This is a genomic window from Enterobacter sp. 186315, from assembly GCF_053290175.1.
In genome coordinates this window covers 33,970-48,423 of record NZ_JBPTTK010000014.1, presented here as the reverse complement: position 1 = coordinate 48,423, position 14,454 = coordinate 33,970, and the positions used below count along the sequence as shown (strand labels likewise).

General features: G+C 57.2%; 13 protein-coding genes. 3 read left to right on the top strand and 10 right to left on the bottom strand.

What is annotated here, in order from left to right:
• Positions 1–128 precede the first annotated feature (128 nt).
• The 3 genes from tyrB to dnaB all read right to left on the bottom strand — a co-directional run bounded on the left by tyrB (position 129) and on the right by dnaB (position 3,944).
• On the bottom strand, positions 129–1,322 hold the full coding sequence (gene tyrB / locus ACSVHP_RS15850) for an aromatic amino acid transaminase (RefSeq protein ID WP_447552394.1): 1,194 nt from the start codon (positions 1,320–1,322) through the stop codon (positions 129–131).
• Between the two features lie 117 nt (positions 1,323–1,439).
• Positions 1,440–2,519, bottom strand: a complete 1,080-nt coding sequence (gene alr / locus ACSVHP_RS15845; protein WP_447552393.1) for an alanine racemase — start codon at positions 2,517–2,519, stop codon at positions 1,440–1,442.
• 12 nt (positions 2,520–2,531) lie between these two features.
• Positions 2,532–3,944 (bottom strand): replicative DNA helicase, encoded by a 1,413-nt coding sequence (gene dnaB, locus ACSVHP_RS15840; protein ID WP_417313394.1) that lies wholly within the window; start codon positions 3,942–3,944, stop codon positions 2,532–2,534.
• Between the two features lie 65 nt (positions 3,945–4,009).
• Between dnaB and ACSVHP_RS15835 the strand changes: the two genes are divergently transcribed.
• Positions 4,010–4,993: an NADPH:quinone reductase gene (locus ACSVHP_RS15835; protein ID WP_447552392.1), complete on the top strand. Its 984-nt coding sequence runs from the start codon at positions 4,010–4,012 to the stop codon at positions 4,991–4,993.
• A 279-nt stretch (positions 4,994–5,272) separates the two neighbouring features.
• Here ACSVHP_RS15835 and dusA read toward each other — a convergent pair whose 3' ends face one another.
• The 3 genes from dusA to ACSVHP_RS15820 all read right to left on the bottom strand — a co-directional run bounded on the left by dusA (position 5,273) and on the right by ACSVHP_RS15820 (position 8,318).
• Positions 5,273–6,268 carry a tRNA dihydrouridine(20/20a) synthase DusA gene (dusA, locus tag ACSVHP_RS15830; protein ID WP_447552391.1) on the bottom strand — a complete coding sequence of 332 codons (996 nt, stop codon included), beginning with the start codon at positions 6,266–6,268 and terminating at the stop codon, positions 5,273–5,275.
• 82 nt (positions 6,269–6,350) lie between these two features.
• The gene (locus ACSVHP_RS15825) at positions 6,351–7,661 is read right to left on the bottom strand and encodes a conjugal transfer protein TraF (protein WP_447552390.1); all 1,311 of its coding nucleotides are present in this window, start codon (positions 7,659–7,661) and stop codon (positions 6,351–6,353) included.
• Between the two features lie 168 nt (positions 7,662–7,829).
• Positions 7,830–8,318 (bottom strand): cupin domain-containing protein, encoded by a 489-nt coding sequence (locus ACSVHP_RS15820; RefSeq protein WP_234674865.1) that lies wholly within the window; start codon positions 8,316–8,318, stop codon positions 7,830–7,832.
• 114 nt (positions 8,319–8,432) lie between these two features.
• On the opposite strand from ACSVHP_RS15820, the gene zur reads away from it, so the two are divergent.
• Entirely contained in the window at positions 8,433–8,945 is a 513-nt protein-coding gene (gene zur / locus ACSVHP_RS15815; RefSeq protein ID WP_234674866.1) for a zinc uptake transcriptional repressor Zur, read from the top strand.
• A gap of 53 nt (positions 8,946–8,998) precedes the next feature.
• Here zur and ACSVHP_RS15810 read toward each other — a convergent pair whose 3' ends face one another.
• The 4 genes from ACSVHP_RS15810 to ACSVHP_RS15795 form a co-directional block, all read right to left on the bottom strand.
• Positions 8,999–9,208 carry a CsbD family protein gene (locus tag ACSVHP_RS15810; protein WP_042321172.1) on the bottom strand — a complete coding sequence of 70 codons (210 nt, stop codon included), beginning with the start codon at positions 9,206–9,208 and terminating at the stop codon, positions 8,999–9,001.
• 119 nt (positions 9,209–9,327) lie between these two features.
• On the bottom strand, positions 9,328–10,665 hold the full coding sequence (gene dinF, locus ACSVHP_RS15805; protein ID WP_417313397.1) for an MATE family efflux transporter DinF: 1,338 nt from the start codon (positions 10,663–10,665) through the stop codon (positions 9,328–9,330).
• A 64-nt stretch (positions 10,666–10,729) separates the two neighbouring features.
• Entirely contained in the window at positions 10,730–11,338 is a 609-nt protein-coding gene (gene lexA, locus ACSVHP_RS15800) for a transcriptional repressor LexA (protein WP_234674868.1), read from the bottom strand.
• Between the two features lie 108 nt (positions 11,339–11,446).
• Positions 11,447–11,815, bottom strand: coding sequence for a diacylglycerol kinase (locus ACSVHP_RS15795; protein WP_417313398.1), 369 nt, complete (start codon positions 11,813–11,815; stop codon positions 11,447–11,449).
• 154 nt (positions 11,816–11,969) lie between these two features.
• On the opposite strand from ACSVHP_RS15795, the gene plsB reads away from it, so the two are divergent.
• A complete protein-coding gene (gene plsB, locus ACSVHP_RS15790) occupies positions 11,970–14,390 on the top strand; it encodes a glycerol-3-phosphate 1-O-acyltransferase PlsB (protein WP_234674870.1) in 2,421 nt (806 codons plus the stop codon).
• Positions 14,391–14,454: the final 64 nt, after the last annotated feature.

The window sequence follows — 14,454 nt, the reverse complement described above, 5'->3', positions numbered from 1 at the left end:
AAAGAAGAAGATCACAAAGCGTAGATATCGAGCTGAGCAGCCTGATGCCCTCACCCCAGCCCTCTCCCACAGGGAGAGGGAGAAAACCCAGCCCACAGGGAGAGGGAGGACGAAAGGATAGTGAGTACTTACATTACAGCTGCAAACGCCTGCGCCACGCGCTGCACGTTGCCCGCGTTCAGGCCCGCCACGCACATACGACCGCTGGCAATAAGGTAAATACCGAACTCGTCGCGCAGGCGATCGACCTGCGCCGCGCTCAGTCCGGTATAGCTGAACATTCCGCGCTGCTTAAGCAGATAGTCGAAGCTGTGCCCCGGCACCGCCTCTTTCAGCACGTTTACCAGCTCCTGACGCATCGTCTGAATGCGCGTACGCATGGCGTCCACTTCGGCAAGCCAGGCCGCCTTAAGCTGCTCATCGCCCAGAACGGTTGCCACCACCTGCGCACCAAAGGCTGGCGGGCTGGAGTAGATGCGGCGCACCGTGGCTTTCAGCTGGCCGAGCACGCGGCTGGCGGATTCCGCGTCTTCGCAGACCACGGACAGGCCGCCCACGCGCTCGCCGTAGAGCGAGAAGATTTTCGAGAAGGAGTTGCTGACCAGCGCGGGCAGCCCGGCGCTGGCAATGGCGCGGATCGCGTAGGCGTCTTCTTCCATCCCGGCACCAAAACCCTGATAGGCGATGTCGAGGAACGGGATCAGGTTACGCGCTTTCAGCACGTCAATGACCGCATCCCACTGAGCGTTGGTCAGATCCGCACCGGTCGGGTTATGGCAGCACGGATGCAGCAGCACGATGCTGCGCTCCGGAAGGGTGTTCAGTTTTTCCAGCAGCGCCTCAACGCGCACGCCGTTGGTTTCACCGTCAAACCACGGGTAAGTGCCGACCGTAAAGCCCGCGCCTTCGAAGATGGCGATGTGGTTTTCCCACGTCGGGTCGCTGACCCACACGCCGGAATCCGGGAAGTATTTTTTCAGGAAGTCTGCGCCGACCTTCAGCGCGCCCGAGCCGCCAAGCGTCTGAATTGTCGCCACGCGTTTCTGCGCGAGCACCGGATGATCGGCACCAAACAGCAGCGGCGCGATGGTGTTGCGGTAGGTATTTAATCCTTCCATCGGCAGATACAGCGAAGCACCGTGCGGCGTCGCGTTGAGGCGCGCTTCGGCTTCGGCAACGGCCTGTAGCTGAGGAATGATGCTCTCCTCGTTGTAATAAAGGCCAATGCTCAGGTTCACTTTGTCGCTGCGGGGATCTTCTTTGAAACGCTCCATTAAGGAGAGAATGGGGTCGCCGGCGTAGGCGTCAACTTTCTGAAACACGCGATGGTTCTCCGGATATCGATGAGGCAGGGAAATCCACAATAAACCGGATATGGGAGAAGATCGAGGGATGTTACTGAACTGGAGTGAGAATCACGATCTCACTCCAGAAAGAGGTCAGTCGATATACTTCATCGCGACCCGCGAGGTCAGGCGCGTGATAAGTTCGTAAGCACTTACTTTTGTGATTTCCGCGATGCGTTCGACGGGCAGCCCTTCGCCCCACATCACCACTGCATCACCCGCTTTGTCCTGGGCTTCTGGCCCCAGGTCGACGCAAATCATGTCCATCGCCACGCGACCGACAATCTTCGCTTCACGACCGTTCACCAGCACCGGCGTACCGGACGGTGCCGCGCGCGGATAGCCGTCGCCGTAGCCCATCGCCACCACGCCCAGACGGGTGTCGCGCTCGCTGACCCAGGTGCCGCCGTAGCCCACCGGCTCACCCGCTTTGTGCTCGCGCACGGCAATCAGGTTCGAGACCAGCGACATCACCGGCTTAAAGCCGAAATCCGGCCCCCAGGGTTTGTTCTCCAGCGGCGATACGCCGTAAAGAATGATGCCCGGACGCGCCCAGTCAAAGTGCGACTGCGGCCAGAGCAGAATGCCGCCGGAAGCCGCAATGGAACGCATTCCCGGCTTGCCTTCGCAGAAGGTGTTGAAAATATCGAGCTGCTGCTCCGTCGCACCACACTCCGGCTCATCGGCGCGGGCAAAGTGGCTGACGATATTCACCGGCTGGCGCACGTTTTTGCACCGGCTCAGGCGCTGATAAAAGGCGTCGGCCTTCTCCGGGCGCACGCCCAGGCGGTGCATTCCGGTATCGAGCTTCATCCAGACGGTCACAGGCTCGCTGAGTTCAGCGGTTTCGAGCGCAGCGAGCTGCTCTTCGTTATGCACCGCCGTGTGCAGATGCTGGTCGGCAATCGTCGGCAGATCGGCGGCCTCAAAAAAGCCTTCAAGCAGCAGGATGGGCTGCGTAATGCCGCCGGCCCTCAGGTGCAGAGCCTCTTCAAGACGGGCGACGCCAAACGCGTCGGCATCGGGGAGCGTTCGCGCGGTCTCGAGAAGACCGTGTCCGTAAGCGTTCGCTTTCACGACTGCAACGAGTTTACTGGCGGGCGCCAGTTCACGCAGACGTTGCAGGTTGTGTCGCAGAGCGCGGCGGTTAATGACTACTGTTGCCGCTTGCATGTAAAAAAATCCTTATTCGTCGTCGTACTGCGGGCCCGCATAGTTATCAAAGCGCGACCACTGTCCGTTAAAGGTCAGACGCACCGTCCCGATCGGGCCGTTACGTTGCTTACCAATAATGATTTCAGCGATCCCTTTAAGGTCGCTGTTCTCGTGATAAACCTCATCACGGTAGATGAACATGATTAAGTCGGCATCCTGCTCGATGGAGCCGGATTCACGCAGGTCGGAGTTGACCGGGCGTTTGTCCGCACGTTGTTCCAGAGAGCGGTTAAGCTGCGACAGCGCCACCACCGGCACCTGTAGCTCTTTGGCTAACGCCTTGAGCGAGCGGGAAATTTCGGCGATTTCCAGGGTACGGTTGTCGGAGAGCGACGGCACGCGCATCAGCTGAAGGTAGTCGATCATGATAAGGCCAATACCGCCGTGTTCGCGGGCGATACGGCGCGCGCGGGAGCGCACTTCCGTCGGCGTCAGGCCGGAGGAGTCATCGATATAGATGTTACGTTTTTCCAGCAAAATACCCATGGTGCCGGAGATACGCGCCCAGTCTTCATCGTCGAGCTGACCGGTACGAATGCGGGTCTGATCGACGCGGGAAAGCGACGCCAGAGAACGCATCATGATCTGCTCGGAGGGCATCTCAAGACTGAAAATCAATACTGGCTTATCCTGCAACATCGCCGCGTTTTCGACGAGGTTCATTGCAAATGTTGTTTTACCCATCGACGGACGCGCCGCGACGATGATCAGATCCGACGGCTGTAGGCCAGCGGTTTTCTTGTTGAGATCGTCATAGCCGGTATTCACACCCGTCACGCCGTCGTGCGGCTGCTGGAAAAGCTGTTCGATACGCGCGACGGTGGCGTCGAGCACGTCGGCGATATTTTTCGGCCCTTCATCTTTATTCGCGCGGCTTTCGGCGATTTTAAACACGCGGGATTCGGCGAGATCGAGCAGGTCTTCGCTAGTGCGCCCCTGCGGATCGAAACCGGCTTCGGCGATTTCGTTCGCCACCGAGATCATCTCACGCACCACCGCGCGTTCGCGCACGATATCGGCGTAAGCGCTGATGTTCGCCGCACTTGGTGTATTTTTTGATAACTCTGCCAGATAGGCAAATCCACCGACGCTGTCCAGCTGACCCAGACGCTCCAGCGATTCCGCGAGCGTGATCAGGTCAATCGGGCTGCCGGATTCCTGCAAGCGCGCCATTTCGGTAAAGATATGGCGGTGTGGACGGGTATAGAAATCTTCAGCAACGACGCGTTCGGCGACATCGTCCCAGCGTTCGTTGTCCAGCATTAAACCGCCCAACACCGACTGTTCCGCTTCAATCGAGTGCGGCGGGACCTTTAACCCGGCGACCTGATAATCACGTTCACGGGGTTCAGTCTGTTTGTTGAAGGGTTTGTTTCCTGCCATAGTGAATGGAGTTACCGAGATAAAGAGTGGGTCGAAAGATTACCACATTTTCTTCTGGAGGAAGCATGGCAACACGTATTGAATTTCACAAGCATGGTGGCCCTGACGTACTCAAAGCAGTGGAGTTTTCCCCCGCTGCGCCTGGCGAAAACGAGATCCAGGTTGAAAACAAAGCCATCGGAATTAACTACATCGACACCTATATTCGCGGTGGGCTTTATCCGCCTCCGTCGCTGCCAAGCGGGCTGGGAACCGAGGCGGCAGGCGTGGTGGTCAAAGTGGGTAGCGCGGTTACGCATATAAAAGAGGGCGACCGCGTGGTGTATGCGCAATCTGCCCTGGGCGCCTACAGCTCCGTCCACAACGTCCCGGCCGATAAAGCCGCCCTGCTGCCTAACGCCATCTCCTTTGAGCAGGCAGCAGCCTCCTTCCTGAAAGGGCTGACCGTTTACTATCTGCTGCGTAAAACCTACGAGATCAAACCCGACGAGCAGTTCCTGTTCCATGCGGCCGCGGGCGGCGTGGGGCTGATCGCCTGCCAGTGGGCAAAAGCGCTGGGGGCGAAGCTGATTGGCACCGCGGGAAGTGCGCAGAAAGTGCAGCGCGCGCTGGATGCGGGCGCGTGGCAGGTCATTAACTATCGTGAAGAGAGCCTGGTTGAGCGGCTCAAAGAGATCACCAGCGGCAAAAAAGTGCGCGTGGTGTATGACTCGGTGGGGAAAGATACCTGGGAATCGTCCCTCGACTGCCTGCAACGCCGTGGCCTGATGGTGAGCTTCGGCAACGCCTCAGGCGCGGTGACAGGCGTGAATCTGGGCATCCTCAACCAGAAAGGCTCGCTGTACGTTACGCGCCCTTCTCTTCAGGGCTACATCACTAACCGGGAAGAACTTGAGGAAGCCAGCAACGAGCTGTTTTCGCTGATTGCGAGCGGGGTGATTAAGGTCGATGTGGCGGATTCTCAGAAGTTCGCGCTGAGCGATGCGCAGCGTGCGCACGAGGTGCTGGAGAGTAGAGCGACACAGGGGTCGAGTCTGTTAATTCCTTAACTCATTTCCCTGTATAATTCATGTTGCAGCAAGGCGTGAGTTATGACGGGAAAAAGAAATTGGGCTTCCTTTTCGGGAAGCCCTTTCTTTTATTTTTCGGCTGTATGTAGGGTACAGCTCGATGAATTCTTTAGCGGCAGCAATAGTGACAGATTCGATAACTAAATCCTATTCTGTTCTAAGCAATGCTGCCGGGAAAGTTACAGGTCTGTGACGAACCCCACAATACCTGAGTAACGGACACGGTTATTGCGCTGATTTTTCAGGCAATTCGCATGATTATCGCTTATCGGCAACCAGACGCAGCGCGTGTTCCAGCACCTCGATATCCGCACCCGCTTTGTGCGCGTTCTCGCTGAGGTAGCGACGCCACTGGCGCGCGCCCGGAATGCCCTGGAAAAGCCCGAGCATATGGCGGGTGATATGTCCAAGATAGGTGCCGTTGCTCAGCTCGCGCTCGATATACGGGTACATGGCGCGTACCACCGCAACCGGATCGGTATCTGCCCCTTCAATGCCAAAGATTTCACGGTCAACCGTCGCCAGGATGCCCGGATTTTGGTACGCCTCGCGACCGACCATCACGCCATCCATATGGCCCAGATGCGTTTTCGCCTCGTCGAGCGACTTAATGCCGCCGTTAATCGACATCGTCAGATGCGGGAAATCGCGCTTGAGCTGATAAACGCGCGGATAGTCCAGCGGCGGAATTTCGCGGTTCTCTTTTGGGCTAAGACCCGAAAGCCAGGCCTTACGCGCGTGGATAATAAACATCTCGCACTCGCCCTTTCCGGCCACCGTATTGATGAAATCACACAGGAATTCGTAGCTGTCCTGGTCGTCGATGCCGATACGGGTTTTCACCGTGACCGGAATAGAAACCACGTCGCGCATCGCTTTGATGCAGTCCGCCACCAGCTGCGCGTTGCCCATCAGGCAGGCGCCGAACATGCCGTTTTGCACGCGATCGGAAGGACAGCCGACGTTGAGGTTAATCTCGTCATAGCCGCGCTCTTCTGCCAGCTTCGCGCACTGCGCAAGAGCTGCCGGATCGCTGCCGCCCAGCTGCAAGGCAACCGGATGCTCCTCTTCGCTGTACGCCAGATAGTCGCCCTTGCCGTGAATAATCGCCCCGGTGGTCACCATTTCGGTGTACAGCAGCGTATGGCGGGAGAGCTGGCGCAGGAAGTAACGGCAGTGTCTGTCCGTCCAGTCGAGCATCGGCGCGATGGAGAAACGGTGTGCGGGGAAAGGAGTCCGGGATTCTGACGACATGGCGAAGTTTTAAGCATCTGGTGGAAAAGGGGCGCTACTATAGCACAAAGAAAAGCCGGAGGCGCAGCGCCTCCGGTTCACTTTAGAAGGTCATACTCAGCTGCGCCCCTGCGCCCCAGGTTTCGTCCTCACCGTAAAGGCCCATCAGGTCCACGTGTACCGTGTTAAACGGCGCAAACCCCAGACCGCCGGTAAAGACGTTGCTGTCGTTACCTTTCATGTCGGCACGGAAGCCGGCGCGCACGGCGAGCCAGCTGAGCGGCGTGATTTCAGCACCCACACCCGCGTATTGCGAGGTGTCTTCGCTCTTAAAGCCTTTGGTTTCGGTCAGATCGCCGTCGGCGGTTAAGGTGACCAGATCGTTGTGCCAGGCGGCACCCGCCGTCACCAGCGGACGGATCTGGTAGGTGTCTTTATAGCTCACCACCTCTCCCGTACGACCGTTGCGGATACGCACATCTTTGGTGTCGATATCGCGCGACATCAGGTTTTGCCCGCTCACGCCCAGCGTCCAGTTTTCACCGAAGTCGGCAGCAATACCGGCATCCACGTTGAAGCCGGTATCGTCGGTGCGGTAGCGGCTGTCGTTCCACTTGTTGCTGTCGTAATCGTAGATAGAGGTGGTGTAGTTATAGACCCAGGTTTTTTGCAGTTTTGGCGTCACGCCCACGGACACAGGAACGCCGCCCAAATCAAACTGACGCGCCACCGCGATACCGTAATCGGAAACAATCGCCGCGCGGCCGGATGCCGTAGAGTTGAGGTTTTTCGTGATCTGATCGGTGCCGTTCACCGCCGCATCCAGCGCAACGCCTGCCGCAACCAGATCGCTTTTCTGGATCCCGCGCAGGTAATCAATATCCTGCTGATCGATAGACGAACTAACGCGCCCGTGGGCATAGCCTTTCGCCATAAAGGCCACGGACAGCACATCGTTAGGAATACTGACGGCAATACCCGCACCCGCCGTGGCGCGTGCCGTTTTGCCTTTGAGGTAGTCCAGCTCGTCGGCAAGATCTTTCGCCGCGCCCTGGAACTGGTTTATTGAGCCTAACGGATTGGTAATAATCTCCGTTGGCGTCAGATCGTCAATCACGTCCTGATAGTGATTGATTTTGTCGTTAATATTGTCGATTTCGTCCTGAAGATTGTCTTTATCCGTAATCTGCGCGCCGACCGACGGCAGAATAACCGTCACGTCGTCTTCAGGTTTGGCCTTTGCCAGCAGCGCCGGGTTGATCAGCGCCCCGCTGCCATAGGTGCCTGCTGCGACACCCGTGCCACCCATTGCGTCGCTACGCGACTCCGTCCAGGTATTGGCTGCTCCCGCCTGATTTGCCACAAAAAAGGAGACAGCGATGCTAACCACCGAAAATTTAAAATGTTTTTTCACAGTATGCTCGTCTTATAGCTGTTATTAATTAACCCTGTCTGTTATCACCCAAACAGGAGCGAACTATTGCTGTGAATAAGTACAAAAAGACCCGCTTTTTCCTTAAGTTAAATTCCCTGCGGGCCTGTTGTTATTTGTGACGGCCCTCAATATTTATAGAAGAGGAAATTATTTTCGCCCAGGTTTTCCATCGTGCGGCCCAAAAAACTGCGGCGGATGGTCTACCCAGCGGTCTTCACGCGTGGCGGCATACTCCGGATTCAGCGGATAGTAGATGCGGTTTTGTTTCTTGTTCGCCTCCCCGACGACCAGCAGCCGCACCTCTTCGCTGGTGTTATTGATAAAGGTGTGGCACACGCCGGTTCCGGCAGGAAACCCCACGCTATCGCCCGGCTCCAGCTTCCACAAATAGCCGTTGATCCAGGCTTCGGGATATCCCTCCAGCACGTAGATAAACTCCTCTTCGTCGCTTTCGGCATGAGGGTAAGAGGTACGCCGTCCCGGCGGTAGGCGCTCGTGATGAATGCCGATGCGCCCCAGCCCGAGCCTGCGGGCCAGCGGCGCGCCGATGGAAAAAAGCTCGTTGCTGTCGGGATAGGTGGAATCATCCGCGCCCTCAACGTCGCGCCAGTGTCGAATACAGTCAGGTCTTTTCATGGTGTGCTCCCCGGATTGCGATGCGTCAGGTATAGCACACCTGGCGATCCTCGGTGTTTTTAGCAGAACATGGTAAAGTGAGGGTCTTCCTTCCTATTTCATCCGAGGTGCTTCATGGAGAAGTCCACAAAAGAGCTGCTGGCGCAGGCTGAAAAGCTGTGTGCGCAACGCAATGTGCGCCTGACCCCGCAGCGCCTTGAGGTATTGCGTCTGATGAGCCTGCAACAGGGGGCGATCAGCGCGTACGATCTGCTGGATCTGCTGCGCGTAAGCGAACCGCAGGCCAAGCCGCCTACCGTTTATCGCGCGCTGGATTTCCTGCTGGAGCAGGGGTTTGTTCATAAGGTTGAGTCAACCAACAGCTACGTGCTGTGCCATCTGTTTGACCAGCCGACCCACACGTCCGCCATGTTTATTTGCGACCGCTGCGGCGTCGTTAAAGAAGAGGGTGCGGAAGGGGTGGAAGATATTATGCATACGCTGGCGGCGAAAATGGGCTTTGCGCTGCGCCATAACGTGATTGAAGCACACGGGCTATGTTCTGCGTGTGTAGAAGTGGAATCCTGCAATCATCACGATGAGTGCCAGCACGATCACTCTATTCTGGTGAAGAAAAAACCGCGCTAGAAAAGACAAAGGCGGCTCAAGGCCGCCTTCAGAGGGACGTAAACTGCTAAGGGTTACCAGCGGTAATCGTTGCGGGTTTCCCAGTCTTTAACTTCAGTTTCAGCCTGGTCCTTCTCGTAACCGTAACGCTCCTGGATTTTACCTACCAGCTGGTCACGTTTACCTTCAATGACGGTCATGTCGTCATCGGTGAGTTTACCCCACTGTTCTTTCGCTTTACCTTTGAATTGCTTCCAGTTGCCGCCGATTTCGTCTTTATTCATAATCGTGTCCTCGTGTTAAGCGTGAATTCATAACGTCCGTGACGTACATTTCTGCTGGACGTGATAATTATTGTAGTTAAGGATTCGGCGGTCAGTTTCATATTCAGAATCTTTAACCATCACGCTCTGTCGTGAGGGGAAGCAAACCAGGTGTTGTTGCGCCAGTGACGGTGCCAGATATACGCCAGCGACAGGCCGCGCAGGGAGAGGAAGACCGCCAGCGCCAGCCACAGGCCGTGGTTGCCCAGATACGGCACCGTCAGCAGCGTAAGGCCAAAGCCTGCCGCCGCCACCGCCATGCTGTTACGCATCTCCGCGCCGCGCGTTGCGCCAATAAACATCCCGTCCAGCAGATAACACCAGACGCCCACCACCGGTAATATCACCTGCCAGAGAATGTAGTGGCTTGCCAGCTCCCGCAGCGCAGGCAGAGAGGTGAGCAGCGCAATAATATGCTCGCCCAGACAGGCGTAGATCAGCGCAAACGCCAGCGCCACCAGCCCCGACTGACGGCAGGCAGCGCGCCAGACCTCGCGCAGCTGACCGCTTTCACGCGCGCCGTAGGCCTGCCCGGAGTGGGCTTCCACGGCATACGCAAAGCCGTCGAGCGCATAGGCGGTGAAGGTCAGCAGCGTCATCAGCACCGCGTTAACCGCGACGATTTCCGGGCCAAGACGTGCGCCAAACACCGTCAGCGCGCCAAAGCAGAGTTGCAGCAGCAGCGAGCGCAGCATGATGTCGCGATTCAGCGCCAGCAGCCGGCGGATATTCCCGCGCCAGGCGGTTTTCAGCATCCCAAGAGAGATGCCGCGCATGTGCAGCACGCGCCAGACCATCCACAAGCCGATTATCAGCGTGCCGTATTCCGCAATGGCCGTTGCCAGCGCCGCGCCCTGAACGTTCATGTGCAGCCCAATCACCAGCCAGAGATCGAGCACAATGTTCAGGACGTTGCCCACCACCAGCAGGATAACCGGGGCGCGCGCATACTGAACGCCGAGCAGCCAGCCGAGCAGCACTAAGTTTGCCAGGGAGGCCGGAGCGCTGAGCCAGCGGATTTCAAGGAAGCGCCGGGCCTGCTCCAGCACCGCTTCGCTGCCCCCCACGATGTGTAAGGCCAGATCGATAAGCGGCGTGCGTAAAAGCACAATGAGCACGCCAGCGCCCAGGGCCAGGATCAGCGGCTGTACCAGCGCCCGCGCCAGACGCAGCGGATCTTTCGCGCCGTACGCCTGGGCCGTCAAGCCCGTGGTGCTCATGCGCAAAAAGAGCAGCAGCATAAAGAGGAAGCTGGTTGCCGTGGCGCCAATGGCGACGCCGCCCAGATAGACGGGGGAATCGAGATGGCCAATTACGGCGGTATCAACCAGCCCCAGCAGCGGGACGGTGATATTGGAGAAAATCATCGGCAACGCAAGACGCCACAGCGCCTTATCAGAAGCGGTCAGCAATGACATGAGAACATACCGGGGCAGAAAAATGAGTCAGGCTGCGGGAGTGCCGCAGCCTGTCAGGAAGAGATTACAGCCATTCGCCGTTGCGGATCACGCCGACGGCCAGCCCTTCAATGGAGAAATTGTGCTCGCGCAAATCCACCACGATAGGGGAAAAATCGTTGTTCTCAGGCAGCAGCTGCACGGTGTTGCCCTGCTTTTTCAGACGCTTAACGGTCACTTCATCATCAATACGTGCGACCACAACCTGACCGTTGCGCACATCCTGAGTTTTGTGAACCGCCAGCAGATCGCCGTCGAGAATACCGATGTCTTTCATGGACATCCCGCTAACGCGCAGCAGGAAATCCGCGCTCGGTTTGAACATGCCAGGATCAACCTGGTAGTGACCTTCAATGTGCTGCTGTGCGAGCAGAGGTTCACCTGCTGCAACGCGGCCTACCAGTGGAATACCGGTTTCTTCTTCCACCAGCAGACGAATACCACGAGACGCGCCGGAAACAATCTCCAGTACGCCTTTACGTGCCAGTGCTTTAAGGTGCTCTTCGGCAGCATTTGGAGAACGGAACCCCAGACGCTGCGCGATTTCCGCACGCGTAGGTGGCATACCCGTCTGGCCGATGTGATCCCGGATGAGATCAAACACCTCTTGCTGCCTGGTCGTTAACGCTTTCATTCCGCCCCCTGGGTGTATATACAGTTATGCTGTGAGTATATACAGTCAAAGGCGAATTTGGAATCAAAAACTGCACAAAAAACCAGGCAGTTAGTGATTCCTGAAGGCTTATCGAAAATGTGACCAGAGAAGCGTGCCCCAGGTGATTAATGCGGTAATAATCGACAACAGAACTGCGGCAGACCCCATATCTTTCGCACGACCGGACAGCTCATGAAAATCGGAGCCAATACGATCGACCACGGCCTCTATAGCGCTATTGATAATTTCCACTATCATCACCAAAAGTACCGAACCGATGAGAAGTACGCGGGTTATTGCGTCAACATCAAGGAAACAGGCGATAATCACCGCGACAATGGCGGCAACGGCTTCCTGGCGAAAAGCAGCTTCATTAATCCACGCGGCGCGGAAACCTTTCCATGAATAGCCGGCAGCTTTGATGATTCGAGTTAACCCAGTGGTATTATTGGCCATTAAAAGAACCTTTTAGTGAAAATAGCGTCAGTAATTAGGGTTGCAGCGCGTTTTGCTGCCGCCTTAAGTATGACGGGTAACAACAGAAATTTTGCGCGCATTCTGTTATCCTTGCGCCGCATTTGCATTATTAACCAGAGGCTTTACATCGTTTATGTCCGGCTGGCCACGAATTTACTACAAATTACTTAATTTACCATTAAGCGTCCTGGTAAAAAGCAAGTCTATCCCGGCGGAACCTGCGCTGGAATTAGGGCTGGATACCTCTCGCCCTATTATGTACGTTTTGCCTTATAACTCGAAGGCAGACCTGCTGACGCTCCGCGCCCAATGTCTGGCGCACGACCTCCCTGACCCGCTTGAGCCGCTCGAAATCGACGGCACTCTGCTGCCGCGCTACGTGTTCATTCACGGCGGGCCGCGCGTGTTTACCTATTACACGCCGAAAGAAGAGTCCATCAAACTGTTCCACGACTACCTCGACCTGCACCGCAGCAATCCACAGCTGGATGTGCAGATGGTGCCGGTATCGGTGATGTTTGGCCGCCGTCCGGGCCGCGAAAAAGGCGAAGAGAATCCGCCGCTGCGTATGCTTAACGGTATTCAGAAGTTTTTTGCGGTCTCCTGGCTGGGACGCGACAGCTTTGTGCGTTTCTCCCCTTCCGTTTCGCTGCGCCGCATGGCGGACGAACACGGTACGGACAAAATCATTGCGCAAAAACTGGCGCGCGTTGCGCGTATGCACTTCGCCCGCCAGCGTCTGGCTGCCGTCGGGCCGCGCCTGCCTGCGCGCCAGGATCTCTTTAACAAGCTGCTGGCCTCGAAAGCCATTGCCCGCGCCGTCGAAGACGAAGCGCGCAGCAAGAAAATTTCTCACGAGAAAGCGCAGCAGAACGCCATCGCGCTGATGGAAGAGATCGCCGCGAATTTCTCTTACGAGATGATCCGCCTCTCCGACCGTATTCTGGGCTTTACGTGGAACCGCCTTTATCAGGGGATCAACGTTCACAACGCCGAGCGCGTTCGCCAGCTGGCGCACGACGGACATGAAATTGTCTATGTGCCGTGTCACCGCAGCCACATGGACTACCTGCTGCTCTCCTACGTGCTGTATCACCAGGGTCTTGTCCCGCCGCATATCGCCGCTGGGATTAACCTGAACTTCTGGCCAGCAGGGCCGATTTTCCGCCGTCTGGGCGCGTTCTTTATTCGACGCACCTTTAAAGGCAACAAGCTCTATTCCACCGTCTTCCGCGAGTATCTGGGCGAGCTGTTCAGCCGTGGCTATTCCGTTGAGTATTTCGTGGAGGGTGGCCGTTCCCGCACCGGTCGTCTGCTCGATCCGAAGACCGGCACGCTGTCGATGACCATTCAGGCGATGCTGCGCGGCGGCACCCGTCCGATTACGCTGGTGCCGATTTACATCGGTTACGAACACGTGATGGAAGTGGGTACCTACGCCAAAGAGCTGCGCGGGGCGACCAAAGAGAAAGAGAGTCTGCCGCAGATGCTGCGCGGGCTGAGCAAGCTGCGCAACCTCGGTGAGGGCTACGTGAACTTTGGCGAGCCGATGCCGCTGATGACCTACCTGAACCACCATGTACCAGAGTGGCGCGAGTCTATCGATCCTATCGAAGCGGTGCGTCCTGCCTGGCTGACGCCAACGGTAAACGGTATCGCCGCCGAGCTGATGGTGCGTATCAACAACGCGGGTGCGGCCAACGCCATGAACCTGTGCTGTACCGCGCTGCTGGCCTCGCGTCAGCGTTCGCTGACCCGCGAGCAGCTCACCGAACAGCTCGACTGCTATCTCGACATCATGCGCAACGTGCCGTACTCGGTGGATTCAACCGTGCCGACCAGCACCGCGAACGAGCTGATCGAACATGCGTTGCAGATGAACAAGTTCGAGGTCGAGAAAGACACCATCGGGGACATCATCATTCTGCCGCGCGAGCAGGCGGTGCTGATGACCTACTACCGAAACAACATCACGCATATGCTGATGTTGCCATCGCTGATGGCGGCCATCATTACCCAGCATCGCCGTATTTCACGTCAGGAGCTGCTGCGCCATGTCGACGCGCTGTACCCGATGCTGAAAGCGGAGCTGTTCCTGCGCTGGAGTAAAGACGAGCTGGCGGCAGAGCTGGATAAACTCACCGCAGAGCTGCAACGTCAGGGGCTGATTACGGTCACCGGTGACGAGCTGCACATTAACCCGTCACGCTCCCGCACCCTGCAACTGCTGGCGGCTGGCGCGCGTGAAACGCTGCAACGTTACGCCATTACCTTCTGGCTGCTGAGCGCGAACCCGTCCATCAACCGCGGTACGCTGGAAAAAGAGAGCCGGACGCTGGCACAGCGCCTGTCCGTTCTGCACGGCATTAACGCGCCGGAGTTCTTCGACAAAGCGGTATTCAGCTCGTTAGTGCTGACGCTGCGTGATGAAGGGTTTATCAGCGATACCGGCGACGCTGAGCCGGAAGAAACGATGAAGGTTTACCAGATGCTGGCTGACCTGATTACGTCTGACGTGCGCTTGACGATTGAGAGTGCGACGCAGGACGAGTGATGTCATCAGCAGCCTGATGCCCTCACCCCGGCCCTCTCCCACAGGGAGAGGGAGAAAACAAAAC